The following is a 25,419-nucleotide window of genomic DNA, read 5'->3' as shown; positions in this document are numbered from 1 at the left end:
CGGCATCTTCACGCAAGGACACCCGGCACCCCTATGAAAACTGCGGAGATCGCGCAGCGTTACCTCGACTTCTTCGAGAAGAACGACCACCTCATCGTCCCCTCGGCCTCTCTCGTCAGCGATGACCCGTCGCTGCTGTTCACGGTCGCCGGGATGGTGCCGATGATCCCGTATCTCACGGGTGTCGTCCCCGCCCCGCATCCGCGCATCGCCGATGTGCAGAAGTGCATCCGCACCAACGACATCGAAGAGGTCGGTCGCACCGCGCGTCACGGCACGTTCTTCCAGATGCTCGGCAACTGGTCGTTCGGCGACTACTTCAAAGAAGGCGCGATCCGCTACGCCTGGGAGCTGTTGACGAGCTCCGAGTCCGACGGCGGTCTCGGCTTCGACGAGAAGGACCTCTGGGTCACCGTCTATGAGACCGACGACGAGGCCGAGGCGATCTGGCGCGACATCATCGGCTTGAAGCCCGAGCGCATCCAGCGTCTCGGGCGTGCGGACAACTACTGGAACACCGGGCAGCCCGGCCCAGGCGGCCCCGACTCCGAGATCTTCTTCGACCGGGGTCCTGCGTACGGCAAGGACGGCGGTCCCGCGGTCGACGACTCCCGGTTCCTGGAGATCTGGAACCTCGTGTTCATGCAGGACTTCATCGAGAACATCCGCAGCAAGACCGAGTTCGACATCGTCGGCGAGCTGCCGATGAAGAACATCGACACCGGCATGGGCCTCGAGCGCGTCGCGTTCCTCAAGCAGGGCGTCGACAACATGTACGAATCCGACCAGGTGCGTCCGGTGCTGGACCGCGCCATCGAGCTCTCCGGTCGCCGCTATGGAGCGGTGCATGAAGACGATGTCCGCTTCCGCGTGGTCGCCGACCATGTGCGCTCCTCGCTCATGCTGCTCTCCGACGGCGTACGCCCCTCCAACGAGGGACGCGGATACATCCTCCGGCGCCTGATGCGTCGCACTGTTCGCGCGATGCGTCTTCTCGGCGTCGACGAGCCGGTGTTCCCCGAGCTGTTCGCCTCGTCGCGTGACGCCATGAAGTCGGCGTACCCGGTTCTCGAGAAGGACTGGTCGGTGCTGTCCGCGTCGGCGTTCGCGGAGGAGGAGACCTTCCGCCGCACGCTCGCCTCCGGGTCGACCATCCTCGACCTGGCACTCGACGAGACGAAGAACCGCGGCGGCAAGACCCTTAGCGGACCTGAGGCCTTCCTGCTGCACGACACCTACGGCTTCCCGATCGACCTCACCCTCGAGGTCGCAGAGGAGGCCGGCCTCGACGTCGACCGCGCGGCCTTCGACTCGCTCATGCAGGAGCAGCGGCAGCGCGCCAAGGACGACGCCCGCAACCGCAAGCGTCAGCTCGCCGACGTGTCGGTCTACCGTGACCTGCGCGCGCAGGGCGAGACCGGCTTCGACGGCTACACCGCGCTCGAGGTCGAGTCTCGTGTGATCGGACTCCTCGTCGACGGTGTTCCGGTCCGCAGCGCATCCGAGGGGCAGATCGCCGAGGTCGTGCTCACCGAGACCACGCTCTACGCGGAGTCCGGCGGGCAGGTCGCCGACAAGGGCACCATCGTCGGACCCGGCTACGAGCTCGAGGTGCTCGACGTGCAGAAGCCAGTGCCCGGATTGATCAGTCACACGGTCGAGGTCGCGCGCGGAAGCGTGGCGATCGACGACGTCGCGACGACGATCGTGGATGCGGCCAATCGCCGGGCCGCACGCCAGGCCCATTCCGCGACGCACCTGGTGCACGCGGCTCTGCGCGACACGCTCGGCCCGACCGCGACGCAAGCGGGCTCCCTGAACCGTGCCGGCTACATGCGCTTCGACTTCTCCTGGTCGCAGGCGCTGTCCGTCGACACCCGCAGTGAGATCGAGGACATCACCAACCGTGCGGTCCAGGATGCCCTCGAAGTGACCACGCGCATCGTGTCGCTCGACGAGGCGAAGGAAGCCGGAGCCATGGCGCTGTTCGGCGAGAAGTACGGCGATGTCGTGCGCATGGTCGACATCGGCGGCCCGTGGTCGCGTGAACTCTGCGCCGGAACCCACGTGAGCACGAGCGCGGAGATCGGTCTGGTGAGCCTGGTCGGAGAGTCGTCCGTCGGAGCCTCGAACCGCCGTATCGAGGCTCTCGTCGGCGCGGATGCGTTCCGCGAACTCGCCGCCGAGCGCGCGATCGTGTCGCAGCTCACCAGTTCGCTGAAGACCCCGCGCGAGCAGCTGCCGGAGCGGATCGCCGACCTCACCGCGAGCCTGAAGGCGGCAGAGAAGCGCATCGCGCAGTTCGAGGCGAAGGAGCGCGCGGGACAGGTCCCTGCCATCGTCGAGGCTGCGACGCGAGTCGGTCCGTTCCGTCTGGCGTCGCAGAGCCTGGGCGAGGTGGCGTCGGCAGACGACGTGCGCGATCTCGTGAACGGTGTCCGCGATCGCCTCGGATCCGATGCAGCGGTCGTCGCGCTCGGCGCCGTCGTCGGTGGCCGCCCGGTCGTGGTCGTGGCGACCAACGATGCTGCGCGGGCCTCCGGAGCGAAGGCCGGTGCGCTGGCGAAGCGTGCCGCAGGCGTGCTCGGCGGCGGGGGAGGCGGTCGCGATGACGTCGCTCAGGGCGGCGGCTCCGACGCAGCGGCTCTGCCGGCTGCGTTGGACGCCATCGCGCAGGAGCTGCGCCTCGCGTGAGCGGCTTCCGCCGCGGGGTGCGGCTCGGCATCGATGTCGGCAGGGCGCGGGTCGGAGTCGCACGCTGCGATCCCGACGGGATGCTCGCGGTTCCGGTGGAGACCGTGCCGCGCGACGAGGCGTCGATCGACCGCATCCTGCAGATCGCGGGCGAGTATGACCTGCTGGAGTTCGTGGTCGGATTGCCGGTCAACATGCAGGGCGCCGACACTCTCTCGACCATCGACGCGCGGGACTTCGCTGCGGCTCTGCACCGGCGCAGCGGGGTTCCCGTCCGGCTGGTCGACGAGCGGCTGAGCACGGTGACGGCGCACGCGGCGTTGCGCAGTTCCGGGAGATCTCAGAAGAAGTCTCGTAGCATTGTGGATCAGGTCGCCGCCGTGGTGCTTCTGCAGCAGGCGATCGACATGGAGAAGAGCACCGGAAACCCGGCCGGTGCCATGATCCCGTCCGACGAGGAGCCCGCCTGACGATGTCCGAACGTGACAGCGCTACCCCCCGGCACGACCCCGAATCGCGCTTGGGCGACCTGTTCGAGAACCTCCCGGAGCCGACTCGACAGATCCCGACCGTCGACAACAGCGCGCCTGCGCCAGGATCGCGCCGCGCCGCCCGCGAAGCAGCAGCGGGTGCGCCAGGATCGGCCCCCGAGCCGTCCCCGGTACCGGTGCGGGCCTCCGCCGACGGCGCCATCCCTTCGAATGCCGGAGGCCCGTCGCCGATCCCGGTCCGTGCGTCCGCCGACGCTGCGGACACTCCCACCCGTGCCGTTCCCCGGATCCCGTCCGAGGCGTCGGCCCCCACCGTGTCCGACGCTCCCGAGCCGGTCATCGGCGGTGGATTGGACGACCTCTTCGCCCCGCACGACGACCACGTCGACACGACGCCGAAGAAGAAGCGCCGCAAGGGATGTCTGATCGCCCTGATCATCGTCCTTGCGATCCTCGGCGGCATCGCGGCCGCCGGGGTGTGGGTGGCGAACACGTACGGCGACAAGATCGCCGACGCGATGGGGTGGGGCGAGCCGAAGGACTGGGAGCCGGGGTTGGCGACCGGTGAGGCCTTCGTCACGATCAAGAGCGGCGACACGGGCTCTCCGGTGTCGAGCGCGCTCTACGAAGCGGGCGTCACGAAGACCGAGGACGTGTTCTACGACTACCTCGTCGACGAGAACGTCGCCGTGACCTTCTACCCCGGCGTGTACCGGCTTCAGCAGAAGATGACGGCCGAGGCCGCTCTCGCGGCTCTGCAGGACGACGGAAACAAGATGGCGAACACGGTGCTGATGTCGGAGGGGGCGACGATCGTCTCGTCGCTGCCCACGATGGCCGACACGCTCGGCATCCCCCTCGCCGACTTCGAGGCCGCGGTCAAGGACCCTTCCGTGTACGGCGTCGACGCGCCGAGCCTCGAAGGCTGGCTGTTCCCGGCGAAGTATGAGTTCGATCCCGACGTCACCGCGACCCAGGTGATCCAGCGCATGGTGGACCGGACGCGCGAGTCGCTCACGAAGGCCGGCGTGCCGGAGGGGGACGCGCAGCGCGTGCTGACGATCGCCTCGATCATCCAGCGTGAGGGCCGGACGGATGACTTCGCGAAGGTCTCGCGGGTGATCCAGAATCGCCTCGACATCGACATGAAGCTGCAGATGGACTCGACGGCGCAGTACGGCTACGGCACCTTGCACCAGGGTGTCGTGTCCAGCTCGGCCGAGGCATTGGAAGATCCCAACGAGTGGAACACGTACTACCACACGGGCCTTCCGGCTACTCCGATCGCGAGTTCGAGCGATGCGGCGATCGATGCCGCGATGCACCCGGCGGACGGACCGTGGCTGTATTTCGTGACGGTCAACCTGGCCACGGGTGAGACGCAGTTCTCCGAGACCTACGAGGAGCATCTCGCCGGCGTCGAGAAGTGGCGTGCGTGGTGCCGAGACAACCCGGACAACGGCGGATGCGCGGCAGGCTGACCGGGAACCGACTCGCCGTCTGGGGCGACCCGATAGCGCACTCCAAGTCCCCGGATCTGCACGCGGCCGCCTATCGCGTGCTCGGACTGGACTGGGAGTACGGTCGGCGGCAGGTGTCTGCCGAGGCGTTCCGCTCCACGGTGGGCGCACTCGACGCGACGTGGCGTGGCCTCTCGCTCACGATGCCGTTGAAGGAGGAGGCGTTCCGAGTCGCCGCAACGAAGGATCGCCACGCGGAACTCAGCGGGGCGGTCAATACGCTGCTCCTCGGCGACGCTCCCGTCGGCTTCAACACCGACGTCGGCGGCATCGTCGATGCGCTGGGCGAAGCGGGAATCACCCGGGTCGGATCCGTGCGCATCCTCGGTGCGGGAGCGACGGCGGCGTCTGCGCTCGTCGCGGCGGCCGAGATGGGCGCGACCCATGTCGAGGTGCGAGCTCGGCGGCCGGAGCGTGCCGCCGGACTGCGGGCCCTCGGTGCCCGTTCCGGCGTCGTCGTGGACACCAGCTCGCTCGACGACGTACCGGCGGCCGTCGAGCTGACGATCGCCACGTTGCCCAGCGGCACGGAGCTCCCCATCGATTCCGCCTCCGCGCTGGCAGAGACCGGCGGCGTGCTGTTCGACGCGGCCTACGCGCCGTGGCCCTCGGCGCTCGCGTCGCGGTGGGGCGATGGCACCGTCGTATCCGGACTCGGGATGCTCCTGCATCAGGCTGTACGTCAGATCCGCATCTTCCGCCACGGCGACCCCACGATCGCGCTCCCCGGCGAGCAGGCGGTTGTCTCCGCCATGCGCGCCGCACTCTGACCTGCACCGAGGACGAAACGCGGCGCAGCGGGCACCCGAACCCGTGGGAGACTGGAGCAATGCTCCGCGTGCTCACGGCCGGCGAATCGCACGGCCCAGAACTCATCGCCGTCATGGAGGGTCTGCCCTCCGGCGTCCCGGTCTCGTCCGAGGCCATCCAGGCCGACCTCGCACGACGCAAGCTCGGTTACGGCCGCGGCTCGCGCATGAAGTTCGAGCAGGACGAGCTCACCGTCTCCGGCGGCGTCCGTCACGGCAAGAGCCTGGGCAGCCCGATCGCGCTGCGCATCGGCAACACCGAGTGGCCGAAGTGGATCGAGGTCATGAACCCCGAGCCCGTCGACCTGACCGACAAGTCACGCGGGCGCAGCGCCCCGCTCACGCGTCCTCGCCCGGGGCATGCCGACCTCGTCGGTATGCAGAAGTACGACTTCGACGAGGCGCGTCCGATCCTCGAGCGCGCGAGCGCTCGGGAGACGGCCGCGCGTCGCCCTCGGAGCGATCGCCCGGTCGTTCCTCGACGAGCTGGGCATCCGCCTTGTGAGCCACACGCTGTCGATCGGCCCGGTCCAGGTGCCCGCGGGCTCTCCGCTGCCGACGCCGGACGACGTCGAGGCCCTCGACGCCGACCCGCTGCGGTGCTTCGACCCCGCGACGTCCGCTCTGATGGTAGCCGAGGTCGATGACGCCAAGAAGGACGGCGACACGCTCGGCGGCATCGTCGAGGTGCTCGCCTACGGCCTGCCGCCGGGACTCGGGTCGCACGTGCACTGGGACCGTCGTCTCGATGCGCGGCTCGCGCAGGCGCTCATGAGCATCCAAGCCATCAAGGGCGTCGAGGTGGGCGACGGCTTCGAGACCACGCGACGCCGTGGATCGGCCGCGCATGATGAGCTGTTCGCGACCGCCGACGGCATCACTCGAGGCTCGGATCGGGCGGGCGGCACCCGGGGGGGCATGTCGACGGGGACCGTGCTGCGCGTCCGCGCGGGGATGAAGCCGATCGCCACCGTCCCGCACGCGCTGCGCACGATCGACATCGCGACGGGCGACGACGCGACCGCCCACCATCAGCGCTCCGACGTGTGCGCCGTTCCCGCTGCCGGTGTGGTCGCCGAGGCCATGGTGGCGGTCGAACTCGCGAACGCCGTGCTCGAGAAGTTCGGGGGCGACAGCATCCGCGAGACGCGACGCAACCTCGAGGGATACCTCGACGGCATCCCGGCGGAGCTGCGTACGACACCGGCGTCCGAGGCGGCGCTCATCGCGCATGACGAGCGCGGCTGATCCGCTGACGCTGGTGCTGGTCGGCCCGATGGCCGCCGGCAAGACCAGCGTCGGTCGCCGCGTCGCGCGTCGGCTCGGCGTCGCCTTCATCGACACCGACAAGCGCATCGTCGCCGAGCACGGTCCCATCCCCGGCATCTTCGCCGAGCAGGGGAGGCCTACTTCCGCGACCTCGAGCGGGCGGCCGTGGCCGAGGCGCTCTCCGACGGCGGTGTGATCTCGTTGGGCGGGGGAGCAGTCACCCAATCCGGAACCCGTGATCTGTTGAAGGATCATCCGGTCGTGTTCCTCACGGTCAGCCCTGAGGCGGTGGCCGACCGGCTGCGGGGCAGCAACCGCCCCCTGCTGGCCGGGGAAGAGGATCCGGTGGAGCGGTGGAAGAAGATCTTCGAGGACCGTCGGGGGTGGTACGCCGAGGTCGCCTCGACGACCTTCGACACCTCGCGTCGTCCGATGCAGAAGATCGCGGACGAGATCGTGGCATGGAGGAGAGAGCAGCGATGAGCACGACGACCATCAGCGTCACCGGGAACGACGCCTACGGCATCACGATCGGACGGGGAGTCCTCGACCGGGTATCGGCGGCCCTCGCGCCAGGAGTGCGCAAGATCCTGGTCGTGCACCCGCCGACGCTCGCCGCACGCGCGGCCGAGCTCCGCGATCGGCTGCTCGCCGACACGGCAGACGGCCCGCGCGAGGTGCTGCTCGCCGAGATCCCTGACGCGGAGCAGGGGAAGCGCATCGAGGTCGCGGCGTTCTGCTGGCAGGTGATGGGGCAGGCGGACTTCACGCGCAGCGATGCCGTGGTCGGTTACGGCGGGGGAGCGGTGACCGACCTCGCCGGGTTCGTCGCCGCGACCTGGCTTCGCGGCGTGCAGCTGGTCCAGGTGCCGACCACGGTGCTCGGCCTCGTCGATGCCGCGGTCGGCGGCAAGACGGGTGTGAACACGGCCGAGGGCAAGAACTTGGTCGGTGCCTTCTGGGCGCCGAGCGCCGTGATCGGCGACCTCGACGAGCTCGCGAGCCTCAGCCCGAACGAGGCGACAGCGGGCTTCGCGGAGGTCGTCAAGGCGGGGTTCATCTGGGCGCCCGAGATCCTCGACATCGTGGAAGCCGATCCGACGCGCGCTGTCGACACCACCACCGAGGAGTTCCGTCGCGCGGTGGAGCTCGCCATCGACATGAAGGCGAAGGTCGTCTCGGACGATTTCCGTGAGGCGGGGCTGCGCGAGATCCTCAACTACGGACACACGCTCGGCCACGCGATCGAGCACGCGGAGCGGTACCGCTGGCGACACGGTGCCGCGATCTCGGTGGGCATGCTGTACGCCGCCGAGCTGTCGCGTCTCGCCGGCCGACTGTCGGATGCCGCCGCGGAACGACACCGCACCATTCTCGAGTCGCTGGGCCTTCCGACCTCGTACCGGGCCGGCGCGTGGCCGCAGCTGCTGGCGACGATGCAGCGCGACAAGAAGAGCCGCGGGGGATGCTGCGGTTCATCCTGCTCGACGACATCGCGAAGCCGACCGTGCTGCAGGCGCCCGATGAGTCGCTGCTCTTCGCCGCGTATCAGGAGGTCGGAGCGTGACACGTCGCATCCTGCTGGTCAACGGGCCGAACCTGAACCTGCTGGGCACGCGGGAGCCGGAGGTCTACGGCACGTCGACCCTCGCGGACGTCGAGCGCATCACCGCCGACGCGGCAGCGGAGTTCGGCTTCGAGGTGCGCGCGGTGCAGAGCAACCATGAGGGCGTGCTGATCGATGCGATCCACGCGGCGCGCGGCGAGTGCGAGGCGATCGTGATCAACCCGGGCGGCCTCACCCACACCTCGGTCGTGCTCCGCGACGCGCTCACCGGGGTGTCGCTCCCGTTCGCCGAGGTGCACATCTCGGATGTCTACGCGCGTGAGGAGTTCCGTCACCACTCGTACCTGCACGATGTCGCAGCGGTGCGGGTCATCGGGCGAGGCGTCGACGGGTACCGCGATGCGGTGCGGGATCTGATCGCGCAGCTCTGACGAGGCACCGATCATCCCGTCAGGGGGATCCACACGATCATCACGCAGATCACCATCCCGAGGAGGGCGATCAGCGCCATCGCGAGGAAGCACCCCGCCATGGCGCGAAGCCGCGGCGGTCCGTCGCGGAGGGTCGACCGCAGCACCACCATCGCGACGAGACTGCACACCACCAGGGTCGCCGTCACGAGGGCGACCGACCCGGCCGGACCGCCGTTCGTGACGATCGCGATCAACGGCACCAGGCTGAGCGCGGCGAACAGCGATCCCACGATGATCCAGATGGCGCCCGAGGACGAACGAAGCGCCGGCTGACTGGTCACCAGCGTGGGATCCAGGCCGGAACCCTGATCCGTCCTGCGCCTGCGTGCGGCCCTTCCCGACATGAGTGCACCTCCTCTGCGCCCAGGGTGAGCGTCGAAGAGCCGCACGTCAACGGGGTGTTCATGCGATGCGTCGCCGCACTATGTTCTCGTGTGGCTGCCGCATTCGACGCGCTTCGCCTCGGGGTCCCGCAATCTCGGGACCACATCCGGGGTGGTCCTTCGAACGTTCGCGGCGTCGTCGGTCGCTCGGGAACGCGGGTGTCGCGCCCGGACGTGCGGGGCCGAGCCGCTGATCCCGTAGAATCGACTGTCGGCTCCGCCCGACCCCGCAGACACACGAACGGAACTCGCAGCGCATGGCATCTACCGCAGACATCAAGAACGGCGTCGTCCTCAGCATCGACGGGCAGCTCTGGAGCGTCATCGAGTTCCAGCACGTCAAGCCCGGCAAGGGCGGTGCGTTCGTGCGCACCAAGCTGAAGAACGTCGTGTCGGGCAAGGTCGTCGACCGCACCTACAACGCCGGCGCGAAGATCGAGATCGAGAACGTCGACCGCCGCGACTACACGTACCTGTACACCGACGGTGATGGCTACGTCTTCATGGACCAGACCGACTTCGACCAGATCACGGTCGGCGCTGCCACGGTCGGCGATGCGAAGAACTTCCTTCTCGAGAACCAGAACGTCACGATCGCCCTCAACAACGGCAACCCGCTGTACATCGACCTCCCGGCCTCGGTTGTCCTGGAGATCACCTACACCGAGCCGGGCCTGCAGGGCGACCGCTCGTCGGCCGGCACCAAGCCCGCGACGCTCGAGACCGGCTACGAGATCCAGGTGCCGCTGTTCGTCGAGGCCGGTACCAAGGTCAAGGTCGACACCCGCACGGGCGACTACCTCGGCCGCGAGAAGTAAGGCGTGAGCGCCCGGACGAAGGCGCGCAAGCGCGCTCTCGACATCCTGTTCTCGGCTGACGTGCGCGGGGATGACCTCGCGGTGACTCTGGCCGCCGAGGCGAAGCGCGCGGCGAGCGAGCCCGCCCGCGAGGCTTCGTGGCTGTATGCCCGCGAGATCGTCGACGGCATCATCGACTCGCGCGACGACATCGACGAGCAGATCACCACGCACAGCCGCGATTGGAAGCTCGAGCGGATGCCTGCGGTCGACCGCGCCCTGCTCCGCATCGCCGTCTGGGAGATCCTCTACAACGACGAGGTGCCGACGGCCGTCGCGATCGATGAGGCCGTGGAGCTGGCCAAGGAGTTCTCGACCGACGACTCCGGCGCGTTCGTGCACGGCGTCCTCGCGCGGGTGGCCCGCGCCGCCTGATCTTTCCGACGCACGGCAGTGTCGGCGGTGTCGGAGAGGATGGGTGCATGGCTCTCCCGCTCGATCCCTCCCGCTCCGAAGGAACTTCGGCCGGCGACTGGCGGTCGATCCTCGGGGGCGACGCGATGAGGCGCAGACGTCGCTCGCGCTCGGCATCGAACTCCGGGTGCGCGACGGCAGCGGTGCGAATCCCTGGGCATCGCGTCCTCCACGCACGGCGACCGCGCGCGACGTCGCGAAAGGCACGGGCGAGATCCTGTTGGGGATCCGCCCGCTCGAGAAGAGCCTGGCGTCTGGCGCGTGGGTGCAGGGCACAGCGACCTGGGATGCGGTGCGACGCTCTCCGACGCAGTACGGACGTGATCGCTCCCGATGGTTCGCCGATCTGCTCAGCATCGCCCGTGACACACTCCTCTCCGGCACAGCGGGCGACTGGCTGGTCGCCGACCTGATCGAATCCGGCCTCCTGTGGGGGCATCTGCGGACCGGGGCGGACATCGGCATCCCGCTGGTGGCCGCGCAGAAGAACACCACCGTCGAGCTCGCCGAGGACGCCACGATCAGGGCGACCGTTGGCCGGGACGACGATGGCGGTCTCGTGGTGCGCCCCACGATCGCCTTCGGCGGCCGCGACGTGGACCCCGTCACCGTCCGGGCGATCGGGCACAGCGGTGTCTACGAGGTCGCCGTGCTCGGCACGCAGCTCCGCGTGGCTCTCGCCGAGCTGCCGATGAGCGAACCGGTCCGTGCCCTGCTGGGCGGCCGCGGCGGCGTGGACGTGCCCGCGCAGGACGAGGCGGCGTTCTTTCGCGATGCCTACCCTCTGCTGGCACGGCGTATCGAGGTGCGCCCCGTCGGCCGCGTCGAGCTGCCGGTGCTGCCCCCGCCGAAAGCCGTGCTGGGTCTCTCCTTCCTCCGCGGCGACACCGTCAGGTACGCGTTCGAGTGGGACTACCGCGGTTTCGGGCGGGTGCCCTTCACCTCGAGCGGGCATGCGGTGCGAGATCTCCCCGCAGAGCAGACAGTGCGCGATGCGCTCCAGTCCGTCTGGACGGAGCACCGGGGAGAGCCGCTCGCCGCAGCGGGCTCCTTCCACGACATCGAGGCCGCCGAGTTCATGACGCGTGTGGTCCCTGCGTTGGAAGCCGCGGGCGTCGAGGTCGCCGTCTCCGGACGGCGCAAGACCTACCATGAGCTCACGGGCGAACCGGAGATCACGGTCTCAACCGTCGAGAGCACCGATCCCGACTGGTTCGATCTCGGTGTCCTGGTGAAGATCGACGGGCGCACGATCCCGTTCGAGCCTCTGTTCACGGCTCTCAGCAAGGGGAGGAAGAAGCTGCTCCTGGTGGACGGCAGCTATTTCTCACTGAACCATCGGGCACTCGATCGGCTGCGGGAGCTGATCGACGAGTCGGGTGATCTCGACGAGTGGGAGACGGGTCCGCGGATCAGCCGCTATCAGACCGATCTCTGGGAGGAGTTCGAAGACCTCGCCGACGAGGCACTGCCCGCCGTGAGCTGGCGCGCGACCGCGGAGAGCCTGCGGAGTGCGACCTCCGTGCCCGCTGTCCCGGCGCCGAGCGGAATCACCGCCGGGCTCCGCCCGTATCAGCAGGACGGACTGAACTGGCTCGCGTTCCTGTGGAGCCATCGGTTGGGCGGCATCCTCGCGGACGACATGGGTCTCGGCAAGACGCTCCAGCTTCTCGCCCTCATGGTGCACGCCCGAGAGGCGGGGGAGAAGCGCCCGTTCCTCGTCGTGGTGCCGACGTCGGTGCTGGCCACCTGGCGGGATGAGGCCGCACGATTCGCGCCGACGCTTCGCGTGCTGCTGCGCCCCAGTACGCAGGGGCCGCGCCTGGACAGCGCCCTCGCCGACGTCGATGTCGTCATCACGACCTATGCGGTCGCGCGCCTCGACGAGGTCGCGTACGCAACTGTGGGGTGGGCGGGTCTGATCCTCGATGAGGCGCAGTTCGTGAAGAACCCGGCGACCAAGTTGCACCGTGCGGTCTCCTCGTTCCAGGCCGATGTGACCTTCGCGGTCACCGGGACCCCGATGGAGAACAGCCTCAGCGAACTGTGGGCGCTGCTCAAGCTCACGGCGCCGGGACTCTTCGCATCGGCGCGGAAGTTCCGCGAGCAGTACATCCAGCCGATCGAGCAGGGAAAGGTACCCGAGAACGAGGAAGGGGGGCCATACCGTCGACGCCGCCTCGAGCAGCTGCGCAGACGCATCCGCCCTCTGCTTCTACGACGTACCAAGGAACATGTCGCTCCGGAGCTTCCGGCCAAACAGGAGCAGATCCTCGAGGTCGAACTGAGCTCGTCCCACCGGGCACTCTATGAGACGGTGCTGCAGCGTGAGCGGCAGAAGGTGCTCGGCCTGCTCGAAGACCTGGACCGCAACCGGTTCATCGTGTTCCGCTCTCTCACTCTGATGCGCATGCTCAGCCTCGCCCCCGGACTCATCGACCCCGAGGACGCGAAGATCGGTTCGCGCAAGCTCGACGTGCTGCTCGAGCGCGTGGTCGAGTTGCAGGCCGAGGGGCATCGGGCGCTCGTGTTCAGCCAGTTCACGTCGTTTCTGGACCTGGCGGCCGCGCGCCTGGACGCCGCCGGCATCCCCTACGCCCATCTGGACGGCTCGACCCGCCGCCGACAGAAGGTTGTCGACGGGTTCACCGCGGGGGAGCAGCCGGTGTTCCTGATCAGCTTGAAGGCCGGCGGATTCGGACTCACACTGACCGAGGCGGACTACGTCTTCCTCCTCGATCCGTGGTGGAACCCGGCGGCGGAAGCACAGGCGATCGACCGTACACACCGCATCGGACAGGGCAGCCAGGTGTTCGTGTATCGGATGATCGCGACCGGGACGATCGAGGAGAAGGTGCTCGACCTGCAACGCCGCAAGGCTCGCCTCTTCACAGCCGTGCTGGATGACGAGGCGCTGTTCTCGCAATCCCTCTCCGCCGACGACATCCGTGGACTCTTCGGGGGCTGACCGGATTACTCCCGGCCCGGTCGACGGGGCGCACAGGGAGCCCTCGGTACAATCGAACCGTTCACTTTCGGGAGGAATGCAATGCGGATCACGGGACTCGGCCACGCCGGGATGTTCATCGAGACGTCGGGCGGGAACATCATCTGCGACCCCGTCCTCGGGCCGTCGTTCTACGGATCGTGGTTCCCGTTCCCCGACAACAGGGGTCTCGACTGGGAGCGTCTCGGGCGCGAAGCCGACTTCCTCTGGATCTCGCACCGCCACCGCGACCACTTCGACCCGAAGCTCCTCGAACGTTACATCCGCAAGGACATCGAGGTGCTGCTTCCGGAGTACCCGACCGACGACCTGGAGCAGGACATCCGTGCCCTCGGCTACACGAACATCACCTACGCTCCGGCCGGCCAGGTGATCCAGCGCGGTGAGCTGAAGATGATGATCACACCGCTGCGCGCACCCAGCGACGGCCCCATCGGCGACTCCTCGCTGAGCGTGGACGACGGCACCGGGTCCATCCTGAACCAGAACGACTCGCACCCGCTCGACCTCGAGAAACTGCTCGACTTCGGCACGCCCGACGCCTACTTCACCCAGGTCTCCGGTGCCATCTGGTGGCCCATGGTCTACGACCTGCCGCTCGACGCCAAGCAGAACTTCGCCCGCCTCAAGCGCGAGGCGCAGAACAAGCGGGCCATGTACTACATCGAGAAGGTGGACGCCCCGCACGTCTTCCCGATGGCCGGTCCGCCCATGTTCCTGCGCGACGAACTGTTCCAGTACAACGGGGTGGGCAAGAACGGCGAGTCGATCTTCACCGATCAGAAGCAGTTCCTCGCGCATATGAAGGAGCTCGCGCCGCAGTACGACGGCCAGCTCTTCATCCCCGGCACGGTCGTCACGGTCGAAGGCGGCGTCGTCAGCACAGAGCAGACGCTGTACACCGAGGCCGAGATCGCCCACATCTTCGACGACAAGTGGGAGTACCTCGAGGAGCAGCGCGCCAGCCGCCAGCAGGAGATCCGTGACGAGGAGGCGACTCGCGCGGAGATCATCCCGCCCGCCGAGATGCTCGCGGCGATCAAGGAGTGGTGGGAGCCGCTCCTGAAGAAATCGCGCACGATCCGTCTCGGCGTCGGAGGGCATGTCCGCTTCCGCATCGGCGACCTCGACATGGTCGTCGACTTCCCGCGGGCGAAGGTCCGGGAGTACGCAGGCGAGGAGTGCGTCTACTGGTACACCATTCCGGCAGACCTCGTCTCGACCAACATCCGCGACCACGAGATCGACTGGTCGAACTCGATCTTCCTCTCCATGCAGTTCTCGGTGGGACGCAGCGGCAAGTTCAACGAGTTCCTCACGACGTTCCTCAAGTGCCTCTCGGTCGACCGCATCGAGTACGTCGAGAACTGGTACCAGGAGCAGACCGATCAGACCGAGGACGCCGAGATCGGCGACTGGGTGGTGCAGCGCCGCTGCCCGCACCTGCGTGCCGACCTCACGAAGACCGGCAAGGTCGATGACGACGGCATCCTGACGTGCAGCATGCACGACTGGAAGTGGGATCTGAAGACCGGTCGCTGCCTGTCGACCGCCGGACACCCGATCCGCTCCTCCAAGATCGACGACGTCACCGACCCGGTGCTGCAGGAAGCCAGCTGACCTGTACCACCTCGGCGCGCCGGTGGTACTCTGCTGACATGCCCACCGCATTGACCCGCATACAGGTTACGCAGACCGCGCAGCTTCGGGACGCGTTGGAACTCGCGGCGCAGGAGTGGCCCGGCATCCCGAAGTCCGAACTGGTCGCCAGACTCGCGAGTCTGGGCGCCGAGACCATCGCGGGGAGGCGCTCAGCTAAGCGGGCGGCGCGACGCGCTGCGCTGGAAGCGACGAGAGGCACGGTCGCCTACCCGCCCGGCTATCTGGACGACCTTCGGAAGGACTGGCCGGAGTGATCGTCGTCGATGCCGGAGTGCTCATCGCGCATCTGTCCATCGATGACGTCCACCAGGATGCCGCGTTCGGGATCCTCGATACGGAGGAGGATCTGGTGATCCATCCGTTGACGCTGGCGGAAGCTCTGGTCCACCCCGCACGCCACGGGACCGAGCTGACCGACCTCGCCAAGATCGATTCCCTCGGGCTGATGCGACGAGAGGAACCCGTCGACGAGCCCGTGCACATCGCGCGTCTTCGCGCGACTTCCTCACTGAATCTGCCGGATTGCGCCGTCCTGGCGACAGCAGAAGCCTTCGGCGCCACGCTCGCCACCTTCGACCGTCGTCTGGCCGACGTCGCTCGCGCACGCGGCGTCGCTGTCGTCGGTGCGTGAACGCTCCGATAGACTGACATCACAAGCAACCTTTAACACCGTCCTGTGAGGCGGAGAAGGGAGCGGCCGATGAGCATGCGCACTGTGCTGCACGAAGCCGACATTTCACGAGCGCTGACCCGTATCGCGCATGAGATCCTCGAGTCCAATCGAGGAGCCGAGAACCTGGTGCTGCTGGGCATCCCGACCCGCGGCGTCGCTCTCGCCCACCGCCTCGGTCTGCTGATCAGCGAGATCGCGCAGCAGTCCGTCCCGGTCGGGGCGCTCGATGTCACGCTGTTTCGCGATGACCTCGCCAAGCACCCGACTCGTTCTCCGCAGCCCACGGAGATCCCCGTCGGGGGCATCGACGGCAGGACCGTCGTGCTCGTCGATGATGTGCTGTTCTCCGGCCGCAGCATCCGCGCCGCCCTCGACGCGATCCAGTCGATCGGCCGCCCCTCGGTCGTGCGTCTCGCGATCCTCGTCGACCGCGGGCACCGCGAGCTCCCGATCAGGCCCGACTTCGTGGGCAAGAACATCCCTTCCGCCCGCACTGAGCGGGTCAACGTGCGCCTGTTCGAGAACGACGGCGCCGAAGAGGTGACGATCGGCGAATGAGACACCTCCTTGACACCCGCACCCTCGACAGAGCGACGGCCCTGCGCATCCTCGACGTGGCCGAGGACATGTCCGACACCCAGTCGCGCGAGGTCAAGAAGCTGCCGACCCTGCGTGGCAAGACCGTCGTCAACCTCTTCTTCGAGGACTCCACCCGCACGCGCATCTCGTTCGAGGCGGCCGCGAAACGGCTCTCCGCCGACGTGATCAACTTCGCCGCGAAGGGTTCCAGCGTCTCGAAGGGCGAGAGCCTGAAAGACACCGCGCAGACGCTCGAGGCGATCGGCGCCGACGCGGTCGTGGTCCGGCATCCCGGGTCCGGCGCTCCGCAGACGCTCGCGACGAGCGGCTGGATCTCGGCCGGCGTCGTCAACGCCGGCGACGGCACTCACGAGCACCCGACGCAGGCTCTGCTCGACGCTTTCACGATCCGCAAGCGTCGTTTCGGCGTGGACAGCCGCGGTCGCGACCTGTCCGGGATGCGGGTCGTGATCGTGGGCGACGTCCTGCACTCGAGGGTCGCCCGGTCCAACGTCTGGCTGCTCACGACGCTCGGCGCCGAGGTCACTCTCGTCGCGCCGCCCACCCTGGTTCCGCAGAACGTGTCGCTCTGGCCCGTCCGCGTGGTCTACGACCTCGATCAGGCTCTGGCGGAAGACCCGAACGCGGTGATGATGCTGCGCATCCAACTCGAACGGATGAGCGCCGCGTATTTCCCGACTGAGCGGGAGTATTCCCGACGTTGGGGGCTGGACGCGCGGCGCGTGGCCGCTCTGCCGGCAGGTAGCATTGTCATGCACCCCGGGCCCATGAATCGGGGACTGGAGATCTCTTCGGAAGCTGCCGATTCCCCGCGCTCGACGGTGCTGGAACAGGTCACGAACGGGGTGTCCGTCCGCATGGCGGTGCTGTACCTGCTGCTGGCAGGAGAACGAGACGACGAACGAGGGGGAGACCTGTGAGCGAGACCCTCGTCATCACCGGTGCACAGCTGCTCGGTGCCGAGAGCGCCGACATCATCATCGAGGACGGTCTGATCACCGAGATGGGCACCGGGCTCACCCGCTCGGGCGCCCGTGTCATCGACGCCGACGGACTCGTCGCGCTGCCGGGACTCGTCGATCTGCACACCCACCTGCGTGAACCCGGCTATGAGGCGTCCGAGACGATCCTCACCGGCACCAGGGCCGCGGCGGCCGGGGGCTTCACGGCCGTGTTCGCGATGCCGAACACCTCGCCCGTCGCCGACACCGCCGGGGTGGTCGAGCAGGAGCTGGCCCTCGGTGAAGCCGCCGGGTACGCCACCGTGCAGCCGATCGGCGCGGTGACGGTCGGCCAGAAGGGCGAACGTCTCGCGGAACTCGGAGCCATGGCCTCCTCGCGCGCGAGGGTGCGCGTCTTCAGCGACGACGGCTTCTGCGTGTTCGACCCGCTCATCATGCGTCGCGCCCTGGAGTACGTGAAGTCCTTCGGCGGTGTCATCGCCCAGCACGCTCAGGACCCTCGACTCACCGAGGGCGCGCAGATGAACGAGGGCACGGTCTCCGCCGAGCTCGGTCTGACCGGATGGCCTGCGGTCGCCGAGGAGTCGATCATCGCCCGTGACGTGCTGCTCGCCGAGCACGTCGGATCCCGGCTGCACGTCTGCCACCTCTCGACCGCCGGATCGGTGGACATCATCCGCTGGGCCAAGAAGCGCGGCATCGACGTCACGGCCGAGGTCACCCCGCACCACCTCCTGCTGACCGACGAACTCGTCCGCGGGTACGACGCGCGTTACAAGGTGAATCCGCCTCTGCGTCGTGAGGAAGACGTTCTCGCGGTGCGCGAGGGTCTCGCCGACGGCACGATCGACATCGTCGCGACCGATCACGCGCCGCACCCCAGTGAGCACAAGGCCTGTGAATGGCAGGCGGCAGCGAACGGCATGGTCGGCCTCGAGAGCGCACTGCGGGTGGTCCATCAGTCGATGGTGCAGACCGGTCTGCTGGAGTGGACGGACGTCGCGCGAGTGATGAGCGCCACGCCGGCACGGATCGGACAGCTCGCCGGGCACGGCACACCGCTCGAGGTCGGACAGCCCGCGCAGATCTCCCTGTACGACGCCTCGGTCGACGGGGTGTTCACCGAGGCGGACCTGCACGGTCGCAGCGTGAACTCGCCCTATCTCGGCCGTGCACTTCCCGGACGCGTGGAGTACACGATCCACGGCGGCATCATCACGGTGGACGGCGGCAGCGTCGTCGAGGAGCTTCGCGCATGAGTGCTCGGGACCTCGCCGTCGCGATCACGATCGCGGTCGCTCTGCTGGTGCTGCTGGCGATGTTCGTCGCCTGGCGACGACGAATCCGCCGCGACTCCGTGTTCACGGCCCCGCTCGGGGTCCCGGAGCACGCGGAGGTGTCCCGCCGCGATGAGGTGCTGTACGTGTCGACGACACGACATGATCAGCCTCTCGAACGCCTGGCGGTCTCGCCTCTCGCGTACCGGGCCCGCGGGGAGCTCGCGCTCACGGATCGCGGCTTCGCGCTCTGCCTCGACGGCGCGCCGACGGTCTTCCTCTCGAAGGACAGGCTCAAAGCGGTCGACCGCGCCACGGTCACCATCGACCGCGTCGTCGAGTCCGGTGGCCTCGTGCGCATCGCCTGGAGCGTCGACGACGACACCGTCGTCGACAGCTATCTGCGCCTCACCACCGGTGACCCCAGGAATCTCATCTCCGACATGCGGCGGCTCGTCCCCGCCGCCCCCGACACAGGAGCAACGTCATGACACTCTCCCCCTCCTCCGGACACGCCCTCGCGGCCCGGCTGCCGGATCCCGCCGTGCTCGTCCTCGAAGACGGCACCCGCCACGCAGGACACGCCTATGGCGCCCGCGGTCGCACCCTGGGCGAGGTCGTCTTCGCCACCGGCATGTCCGGATACCAGGAGACCATCACCGATCCCTCGTACGCGGGACAGATCGTCCTGCAGACGGCGCCGCACATCGGCAACACCGGGATGAACGATGAAGACGCCGAATCCCGCCGCATCTGGGTCGCCGGTTACATCGTCCGCGACCCTTCGCGAGTGGTCTCCAACTGGCGCGCGAACGCATCCCTCGACGAGGTGCTCGTCGAGGACGGCATCGTCGGCATCAGCGGCATCGACACGCGGGCGATCACCCGTCACATCCGTTCGGCAGGCTCCATGCGGGGCGGGATCTTCTCCGGCCCCGACGCGGCGCTCGACGCCGATGAGCAGCTGCGTATCGTCCGCGAGGCGCCGGAGATGGCCGGTCAGAATCTGTCGGCAGAGGTCTCGGTCGATGTCGCGACGGTCACGACCGCGATGGGGGAGCGGATCGGAAACCTCGCCGTGCTCGACCTCGGGGTGAAGCAGGCGACGATCGACAACCTCGCCGCCCGTGGCTTCGAGGTGCACGTCCTCCCGCAGAGCGTCACGATCGATGAGATCCGGGCGGTCGACCCGGTCGCGGTGTTCTACTCGAACGGCCCCGGAGACCCCGCGGCATCGGGTGACCACGTCGAACTGCTGCGCTCGGTCCTCGACGAGGGACTGCCGTTCTTCGGCATCTGCTTCGGGAATCAACTGCTCGGACGCGCGTTGGGTCTCGGCACGTACAAGTTGCCCTTCGGACACCGCGGCATCAACCAGCCCGTTCTCGACAAGCAGACCGGCAAGGTGGAGATCACCGCGCACAACCACGGCTTCGCGGTCGAGGCCCCGCTCGAGGGGTCGTTCGACAGCCCGCACGGCTACGGCAAGGTCGAGGTCAGCCACGTCGGCCTCAACGACAACGTGGTCGAGGGCCTGCGAGCTCTCGACATCCCGGCGTTCTCGGTCCAGTACCACCCCGAGGCGGCGGCGGGCCCGCACGACGCCAACTACCTCTTCGACAGGTTCCGCGACCTGGTCATCGCAAGCCAGAAGGATTCCAAGTAATGCCCAAGCGCGACGACATCAACTCCGTCCTCGTCATCGGCTCCGGTCCGATCGTCATCGGTCAGGCCTGCGAGTTCGACTACTCCGGTACCCAGGCGTGCCGCGTGCTGCGCGAGGAGGGCGTCAGGGTCATCCTGGTCAACTCCAACCCGGCGACCATCATGACCGACCCCGACTTCGCCGATGCGACATACATCGAGCCGATCACCTGGCAGGTCATCGAGACGATCATCGCCAAGGAGCGCCCCGACGCGATCCTGCCGACCCTCGGCGGTCAGACCGCTCTGAACGCCGCGATCGAGCTGCACAACCACGGCATCCTCGAGAAGTATGACGTCGAGCTCATCGGCGCGAACTTCGAGGCGATCAACAAGGGTGAGGATCGCCAGATCTTCAAGCAGCTGGTGCTCGACGCCGGTGCGGACGTGGCGGACTCCCGCATCGCCCACACGATGGACGAGGTCCTGGCGGCCGCCGATGAGCTCGGATACCCGCTGGTGGTGCGTCCGAGCTTCACGATGGGCGGCCTCGGCTCCGGCTTCGCCTACGACGAGAGCGACCTGCGGCGTATCGCCGGCGCCGGACTGCGCGACTCGCCCACCACCGAGGTGCTCCTGGAGGAGTCGATCCTCGGGTGGAAGGAGTACGAGCTCGAGCTCATGCGCGACACGGCCGACAACACGGTGGTCGTCTGCTCCATCGAGAACGTCGACCCGGTCGGCGTGCACACCGGCGACTCGATCACGGTCGCCCCTGCGCTGACCCTCACGGACCGCGAGTACCAGAAGATGCGCGACATCGGCATCGACATCATCCGTGCCGTCGGCGTCGACACCGGTGGCTGCAACATCCAGTTCGCGGTGGATCCGTCCAACGGTCGCATCATCGTGATCGAGATGAACCCGCGTGTCTCGCGCTCCAGCGCCCTCGCCTCGAAGGCCACGGGATTCCCGATCGCGAAGCTCGCGGCCAAGTTGGCCCTCGGCTACCGTCTCGACGAGATCCCGAACGACATCACGGGCGTGACGCCGGCGAGTTTCGAGCCGACGCTCGACTACGTGGTCGTCAAGGTCCCGCGTTTCGCCTTCGAGAAGTTCCCCGCCGCCGACGCCACACTGACCACCACCATGAAGTCGGTGGGCGAGGCCATGGCGATCGGCCGCAACTACGCGACCGCGCTGCAGAAGGCGCTCCGCTCGCTGGAGAAGCGCGGATCGAGCTTCCACTGGGGCGCCGAGGACCGCTCGGTGGAGGAGCTCCTCGAGATCTCGAAGATCCCCACCGACGGCCGCATCGTGACTCTGCAGCAGGCGCTGCGCAAGGGAGCCACGGTCGAGCAGGCGTTCGAGGCGACGGCGATCGACCCGTGGTTCCTCGACCAGATCGTGCTGATCAACGAGGTCGCCGAGATCGTCCGGACAGCCCCCGAGCTCGACTCCGCGACGCTCCGCTACGCCAAGGAGCACGGCTTCTCAGACGCACAGCTGGCCGAACTGCGAGGCACGACCGAGGCAGAGGTGCGCGGCGTCCGGCATGGCCTCGGCATCCGCCCGGTGTACAAGACGGTCGACACCTGCGCGGGGGAGTTCCCGGCTCTCACGCCGTACCACTACTCGAGCTACGACTTCGAGACCGAGGTCGCGCCGTCCGAGCGGACCAAGGTCGTGATCATCGGCTCCGGTCCGAACCGCATCGGTCAGGGCGTCGAGTTCGACTACTCGTGTGTGCACGCCTCGTTCGCGCTGTCGGACGCCGGGTTCGAGACCGTGATGGTCAACTGCAACCCGGAGACCGTGTCGACCGACTACGACACCTCCGACCGCCTGTACTTCGAGCCGCTGACGCTCGAAGACGTGCTCGAGGTCCTCGACGCGGAGGCGGCGAGCGGCACGATCCTCGGTGTCGTGTGCCAGCTCGGCGGCCAGACCCCGCTCGGACTCGCCAAGGGCATCGAGGCGGCCGGATACAAGGTGCTCGGCACCAGCCCCGAAGCGATCGACCTGGCCGAGGAGCGCGAACTGTTCTCACGCCTGCTCGATGAGGCCGGCCTGGTCGCACCGCGCAACGGCACCGCGATCGACGTCGAGGGGGCCGTGCGCATCGCCGAGGAGATCGGCTACCCGGTCCTCGTGCGTCCGAGCTTCGTCCTCGGTGGCCGCGGCATGGAGATCGTGTACGACACCGCGTCGCTGCGCGACTACTTCGTGCGCACAGCGGGCGAGGTCATCATCGAGGAAGGCAAGCCCCTTCTGGTGGACCGCTTCCTGGACGACGCGATCGAACTCGACGTGGATGCGCTCTACGACGGGACCGATCTGTTCATCGGCGGTGTCATGGAGCACCTCGAGGAGGCCGGCATCCACTCCGGCGACTCCAGCTGCACCCTGCCGCCGATCTCGCTCGGCCGCACCGACGTCGACCGTGTGCGCGAGGCCACCCTGGCCATCGCGAAGGGCGTCGGCGTGCGCGGGCTGCTGAACGTGCAGTTCGCGATCAGTGCCGGTGTGCTGTACGTGATCGAGGCCAACCCCGGGCGAGCCGCACCGTACCGTTCGTGTCGAAGGCCCTCGGTATCCCGATGGCGAAGGCAGCGAGCCGCGTGATGACCGGTTCCACGATCGCCGAGCTTCGCGCCGAGGGCATGCTTCCGGAGCAGGACGGCTCGCGCGTGCCGATGGACGCACCGGTCTCGGTCAAGGAGGCCGTGCTCCCGTTCAAGCGGTTCCGCACGGCCGACGGCAAGACCGTCGACTCCGTCCTCGGCCCGGAGATGCGCTCGACCGGCGAGGTCATGGGCATCGACCGCGACTTCCCGACCGCGTTCGCGAAGAGCCAGGCAGCGGCGTACGGCGGCATGCCGACCTCGGGGACGGTGTTCATCTCGGTCGCCGACTCCGACAAGCGCGCCGTCATCCTCCCCGCGCACCGGCTGCAGCAGCTGGGCTTCACGATCGTCGCGACCGAGGGCACTGCCGAGATCCTCGCGCGCAACGGCATCGCCGTCACGGTCGTCGAGAAGTACAGCGAGACGCAGGAGTCCGGGGCGAAGAACATCGTCGACCTCATCAACGAGGGAGAGATCGACATCGTCGTGAACACCCCGTCGGGTGGGGCTGCCCGTGCGGACGGGTACGAGATCCGCGCCGCAGCAGTGGCGGCCGACAAGGCGCTGTTCACGACGATGGCGGTGCTCGGCGCTGCCGTGAGCGGCATGGATGCGGCACACGAGGGCTTCCAGGTCAAGAGTCTCCAGGAGTACGCCCTGGAGCGGAAGGCGGCACTGTGAGCGAGAGCTTCGGCGAGCGGGTCCGTTCCGCGCTGCGCGCGCGGGGACCGCTGTGCGTCGGCATCGACCCGCATGCCGCGCTCCTCGCGGCGTGGGGGTTGACCGACGATGCGCAGGGCGTCCGGGAGTTCGGGCTGCGCACCGTCGAGGCGGCGGCGGGGCGCGTGGCGATCGTGAAACCTCAGGTGTCGTTCTTCGAGAGGTTCGGGTCGCAGGGCATCGCAGCGCTCGAAGACGTCCTGGCTGCCGCCCGAGCTGCCGGGTTGCTGGTGATCGCCGATGCCAAACGCGGCGACATCGGTTCGACGATGGACGACTATGCCCGCGCGTGGCTCACGCCAGGGTCCTCCTTGGAGGCTGACGCGCTCACGGTGAATCCGTTCCTCGGGTGGGCGCCTTGGACGGTGCCTTCGCTCTCGCGGCGCAGCACGGCAAGGGCCTCTTCGTGCTCGCCGCGACCAGCAACCCCGAAGCGCAGCACCTTCAGCGCTCGACGGACCGCGCGGGCACGACTGTGTCGGCGTCGATCATCACCGAGGTCTCGGCCCGGAACGCCGAGACGAGTCGCACAGGGGAGTGGGGAGCTCCTTCGGCTTCGTCATCGGCGCGACGGTGGTGTGGGGCGAGGCCGGTATCTCCTCCTTCGCGCCCGCAGCCCCGATCCTCGCGCCAGGCTTCGGTGCTCAGGGCGCCGCTCCGGCCGATCTCCGGCCCCGCTTCGGGCCCATGGCCGATGCGGTGATCGCGAGCGAGAGCCGCAGCATCCTCTCCGCCGGTCCCGACGACTTGGCGGACGTCGTCGCCGCTCGTGCTGCCGAGTACCTCGAGGTGGCAGGTGTCTGACGCGCAACGGACAGTGCCGGAGGTCGACAGAGCCGCGGCCGCGCGCCGTGCTGTCGAACGTCGCCGTGCCAGGGCGTCGGTCAAACGTGATCTGACGATGCGGGTCGTGACACCCCAGACCGTGCTGCATCGCGCCACCGCGGATGCCGATTCGGTCGAAGGGTCGATGCGGATCACCGACTTCCTGCTCGCGCTCCCGGCCATCGGCGCGGGCAAGCGCGACCGTGTGCTGGAGGAGCTCCACATCTCGCCGGTCAAGAGGCTCGGCGGTCTCGGCGCGCGTCAACGTCGTGTTCTCGAGGAGTGGCTCGACACGCGGTTCCCCGTACCGTCCCCGCGCGGCGCCAGGAGCAGACTGCTGGTTCTCGCCGGCCCCACCGCCGTGGGCAAGGGCACCGTGGCCGCGCACATCCGTGAGCACAATCCGGAGATCCACCTCTCGGTCTCGGCGACGACACGACCGCCGCGCCCTGGGGAGGTCGACGGCGTGCATTACTACTTCGTCGACGACGCGGAGTTCGACCGACTGATCGCCGATGATGAGCTGCTCGAGTACGCCGTGGTGCACAACCGCTCGCGCTACGGCACGCCGAGGGCCCCGATCGACGCAGCGCTGGCCGACGGCAAGACCGTCCTGCTCGAGATCGATCTGCAGGGGGCACGCCAGGTGCGGGCAGCGGAGCCCGCCGCGACACTGATCTTCCTGCTGCCGCCGAGCTGGGACGAACTGGTGCATCGCCTGGTCGGTCGCGGTACTGAGGAGGCCGAGGAGCGAGCCCGTCGACTGCGCACCGCGAAGGTCGAACTCGCCGCTCAGAACGAGTTCGACCACCTCATCGTGAACGAGGACGTCGCCACGGCGGCTCGCGAGGTCGTAGAATTGTCTTCAAGCTCTGCGCGCTGAGCGTCTTCGCGCGCCTTTCGCACCGTCTTCGCGACGATCCCGTCGCCTGATCAGGAGGTCTC

19 protein-coding genes and 5 pseudogenes are annotated in these 25,419 nt (G+C 68.2%); 23 read left to right on the top strand and 1 reads right to left on the bottom strand.

Features of this window, described 5'->3' with window-relative positions; genetic code table 11:
- Nucleotides 1-33: 33 nt before the first annotated feature.
- The 9 genes and pseudogenes from alaS to aroQ all read left to right on the top strand — a co-directional run bounded on the left by alaS (nt 34) and on the right by aroQ (nt 8,781).
- On the top strand, nt 34-2,694 hold the full coding sequence (alaS, locus tag G4G29_RS10255; RefSeq protein WP_183150061.1) for an alanine--tRNA ligase: 2,661 nt from the start codon (nt 34-36) through the stop codon (nt 2,692-2,694).
- Nucleotides 2,691-3,164 (top strand): Holliday junction resolvase RuvX, encoded by a 474-nt coding sequence (ruvX, locus tag G4G29_RS10250; protein WP_183150060.1) that lies wholly within the window; start codon nt 2,691-2,693, stop codon nt 3,162-3,164. The genes alaS and ruvX overlap by 4 nt, the downstream gene beginning before the upstream one ends.
- 335 nt (nt 3,165-3,499) lie before the next feature.
- Complete coding sequence (mltG, locus tag G4G29_RS10245) at nt 3,500-4,666, top strand: endolytic transglycosylase MltG (protein ID WP_244631866.1); 1,167 nt, start codon at nt 3,500-3,502, stop codon at nt 4,664-4,666.
- Nucleotides 4,651-5,475: a shikimate dehydrogenase gene (locus G4G29_RS10240; RefSeq protein ID WP_183150058.1), complete on the top strand. Its 825-nt coding sequence runs from the start codon at nt 4,651-4,653 to the stop codon at nt 5,473-5,475. Before mltG ends, G4G29_RS10240 begins: the two co-directional genes overlap by 16 nt.
- Nucleotides 5,476-5,534: 59 nt before the next feature.
- Nucleotides 5,535-6,762 (top strand): annotated as a pseudogene (aroC, locus tag G4G29_RS10235) (chorismate synthase).
- On the top strand, nt 6,746-6,979 hold the full coding sequence (locus tag G4G29_RS21880; RefSeq protein ID WP_309491564.1) for a shikimate kinase: 234 nt from the start codon (nt 6,746-6,748) through the stop codon (nt 6,977-6,979). Before aroC ends, G4G29_RS21880 begins: the two are co-directional and overlap by 17 nt.
- A pseudogene (locus tag G4G29_RS21875) lies at nt 6,937-7,266 on the top strand (shikimate kinase); the annotation flags it as partial. The gene G4G29_RS21880 and the pseudogene G4G29_RS21875, both read left to right, overlap by 43 nt.
- A pseudogene (aroB, locus tag G4G29_RS10225) lies at nt 7,263-8,350 on the top strand (3-dehydroquinate synthase). The pseudogenes G4G29_RS21875 and aroB, both read left to right, overlap by 4 nt.
- Entirely contained in the window at nt 8,347-8,781 is a 435-nt protein-coding gene (gene aroQ / locus G4G29_RS10220) for a type II 3-dehydroquinate dehydratase (RefSeq protein ID WP_183150057.1), read from the top strand. Before aroB ends, aroQ begins: the two are co-directional and overlap by 4 nt.
- A gap of 11 nt (nt 8,782-8,792) precedes the next feature.
- Here aroQ and G4G29_RS10215 read toward each other — a convergent pair whose 3' ends face one another.
- The gene (locus tag G4G29_RS10215) at nt 8,793-9,104 is read right to left on the bottom strand and encodes a hypothetical protein (RefSeq protein ID WP_210274167.1); all 312 of its coding nucleotides are present in this window, start codon (nt 9,102-9,104) and stop codon (nt 8,793-8,795) included.
- Between the two features lie 359 nt (nt 9,105-9,463).
- Here G4G29_RS10215 and efp point away from each other — a divergent pair, with 359 nt between their 5' ends.
- The 14 genes and pseudogenes from efp to gmk all read left to right on the top strand — a co-directional run bounded on the left by efp (nt 9,464) and on the right by gmk (nt 25,357).
- Nucleotides 9,464-10,024, top strand: a complete 561-nt coding sequence (gene efp / locus G4G29_RS10210) for an elongation factor P (RefSeq protein WP_183150055.1) — start codon at nt 9,464-9,466, stop codon at nt 10,022-10,024.
- A 3-nt stretch (nt 10,025-10,027) separates the two neighbouring features.
- Nucleotides 10,028-10,438 (top strand): transcription antitermination factor NusB, encoded by a 411-nt coding sequence (gene nusB / locus G4G29_RS10205; protein ID WP_183150054.1) that lies wholly within the window; start codon nt 10,028-10,030, stop codon nt 10,436-10,438.
- A 43-nt stretch (nt 10,439-10,481) separates the two neighbouring features.
- Nucleotides 10,482-13,445 (top strand): DEAD/DEAH box helicase, encoded by a 2,964-nt coding sequence (locus G4G29_RS10200; RefSeq protein ID WP_244631864.1) that lies wholly within the window; start codon nt 10,482-10,484, stop codon nt 13,443-13,445.
- An 81-nt stretch (nt 13,446-13,526) separates the two neighbouring features.
- Nucleotides 13,527-15,104, top strand: coding sequence for a Rieske 2Fe-2S domain-containing protein (locus G4G29_RS10195; RefSeq protein WP_183150053.1), 1,578 nt, complete (start codon nt 13,527-13,529; stop codon nt 15,102-15,104).
- A 38-nt stretch (nt 15,105-15,142) separates the two neighbouring features.
- Nucleotides 15,143-15,400: a hypothetical protein gene (locus G4G29_RS10190; protein ID WP_183150052.1), complete on the top strand. Its 258-nt coding sequence runs from the start codon at nt 15,143-15,145 to the stop codon at nt 15,398-15,400.
- Nucleotides 15,397-15,777: a PIN domain-containing protein gene (locus G4G29_RS10185; RefSeq protein ID WP_183150051.1), complete on the top strand. Its 381-nt coding sequence runs from the start codon at nt 15,397-15,399 to the stop codon at nt 15,775-15,777. Before G4G29_RS10190 ends, G4G29_RS10185 begins: the two co-directional genes overlap by 4 nt.
- A gap of 69 nt (nt 15,778-15,846) precedes the next feature.
- On the top strand, nt 15,847-16,377 hold the full coding sequence (pyrR, locus tag G4G29_RS10180; protein WP_183150050.1) for a bifunctional pyr operon transcriptional regulator/uracil phosphoribosyltransferase PyrR: 531 nt from the start codon (nt 15,847-15,849) through the stop codon (nt 16,375-16,377).
- Nucleotides 16,374-17,339: an aspartate carbamoyltransferase catalytic subunit gene (locus G4G29_RS10175; RefSeq protein WP_183150049.1), complete on the top strand. Its 966-nt coding sequence runs from the start codon at nt 16,374-16,376 to the stop codon at nt 17,337-17,339. The genes pyrR and G4G29_RS10175 overlap by 4 nt, the downstream gene beginning before the upstream one ends.
- A complete protein-coding gene (locus G4G29_RS10170; RefSeq protein WP_183150048.1) occupies nt 17,336-18,640 on the top strand; it encodes a dihydroorotase in 1,305 nt (434 codons plus the stop codon). Before G4G29_RS10175 ends, G4G29_RS10170 begins: the two co-directional genes overlap by 4 nt.
- Nucleotides 18,637-19,149 (top strand): hypothetical protein, encoded by a 513-nt coding sequence (locus G4G29_RS10165; RefSeq protein WP_183150047.1) that lies wholly within the window; start codon nt 18,637-18,639, stop codon nt 19,147-19,149. Before G4G29_RS10170 ends, G4G29_RS10165 begins: the two co-directional genes overlap by 4 nt.
- Nucleotides 19,146-20,324, top strand: coding sequence for a glutamine-hydrolyzing carbamoyl-phosphate synthase small subunit (gene carA / locus G4G29_RS10160; RefSeq protein WP_183150046.1), 1,179 nt, complete (start codon nt 19,146-19,148; stop codon nt 20,322-20,324). Before G4G29_RS10165 ends, carA begins: the two co-directional genes overlap by 4 nt.
- Nucleotides 20,324-23,610: pseudogene (carB, locus tag G4G29_RS10155) on the top strand (carbamoyl-phosphate synthase large subunit). Before carA ends, carB begins: the two are co-directional and overlap by 1 nt.
- Nucleotides 23,607-24,453: pseudogene (pyrF, locus tag G4G29_RS10150) on the top strand (orotidine-5'-phosphate decarboxylase). The pseudogenes carB and pyrF overlap by 4 nt, the downstream one beginning before the upstream one ends.
- Nucleotides 24,446-25,357, top strand: coding sequence for a guanylate kinase (gmk, locus tag G4G29_RS10145; RefSeq protein WP_183150045.1), 912 nt, complete (start codon nt 24,446-24,448; stop codon nt 25,355-25,357). The pseudogene pyrF and the gene gmk overlap by 8 nt, the downstream one beginning before the upstream one ends.
- Nucleotides 25,358-25,419: the final 62 nt, after the last annotated feature.

The organism is Microbacterium sp. Se63.02b, from assembly GCF_014171575.1.
GTDB lineage: Bacteria > Actinomycetota > Actinomycetes > Actinomycetales > Microbacteriaceae > Microbacterium.
This window is presented reverse-complemented; position numbering and strand designations above follow the sequence as displayed.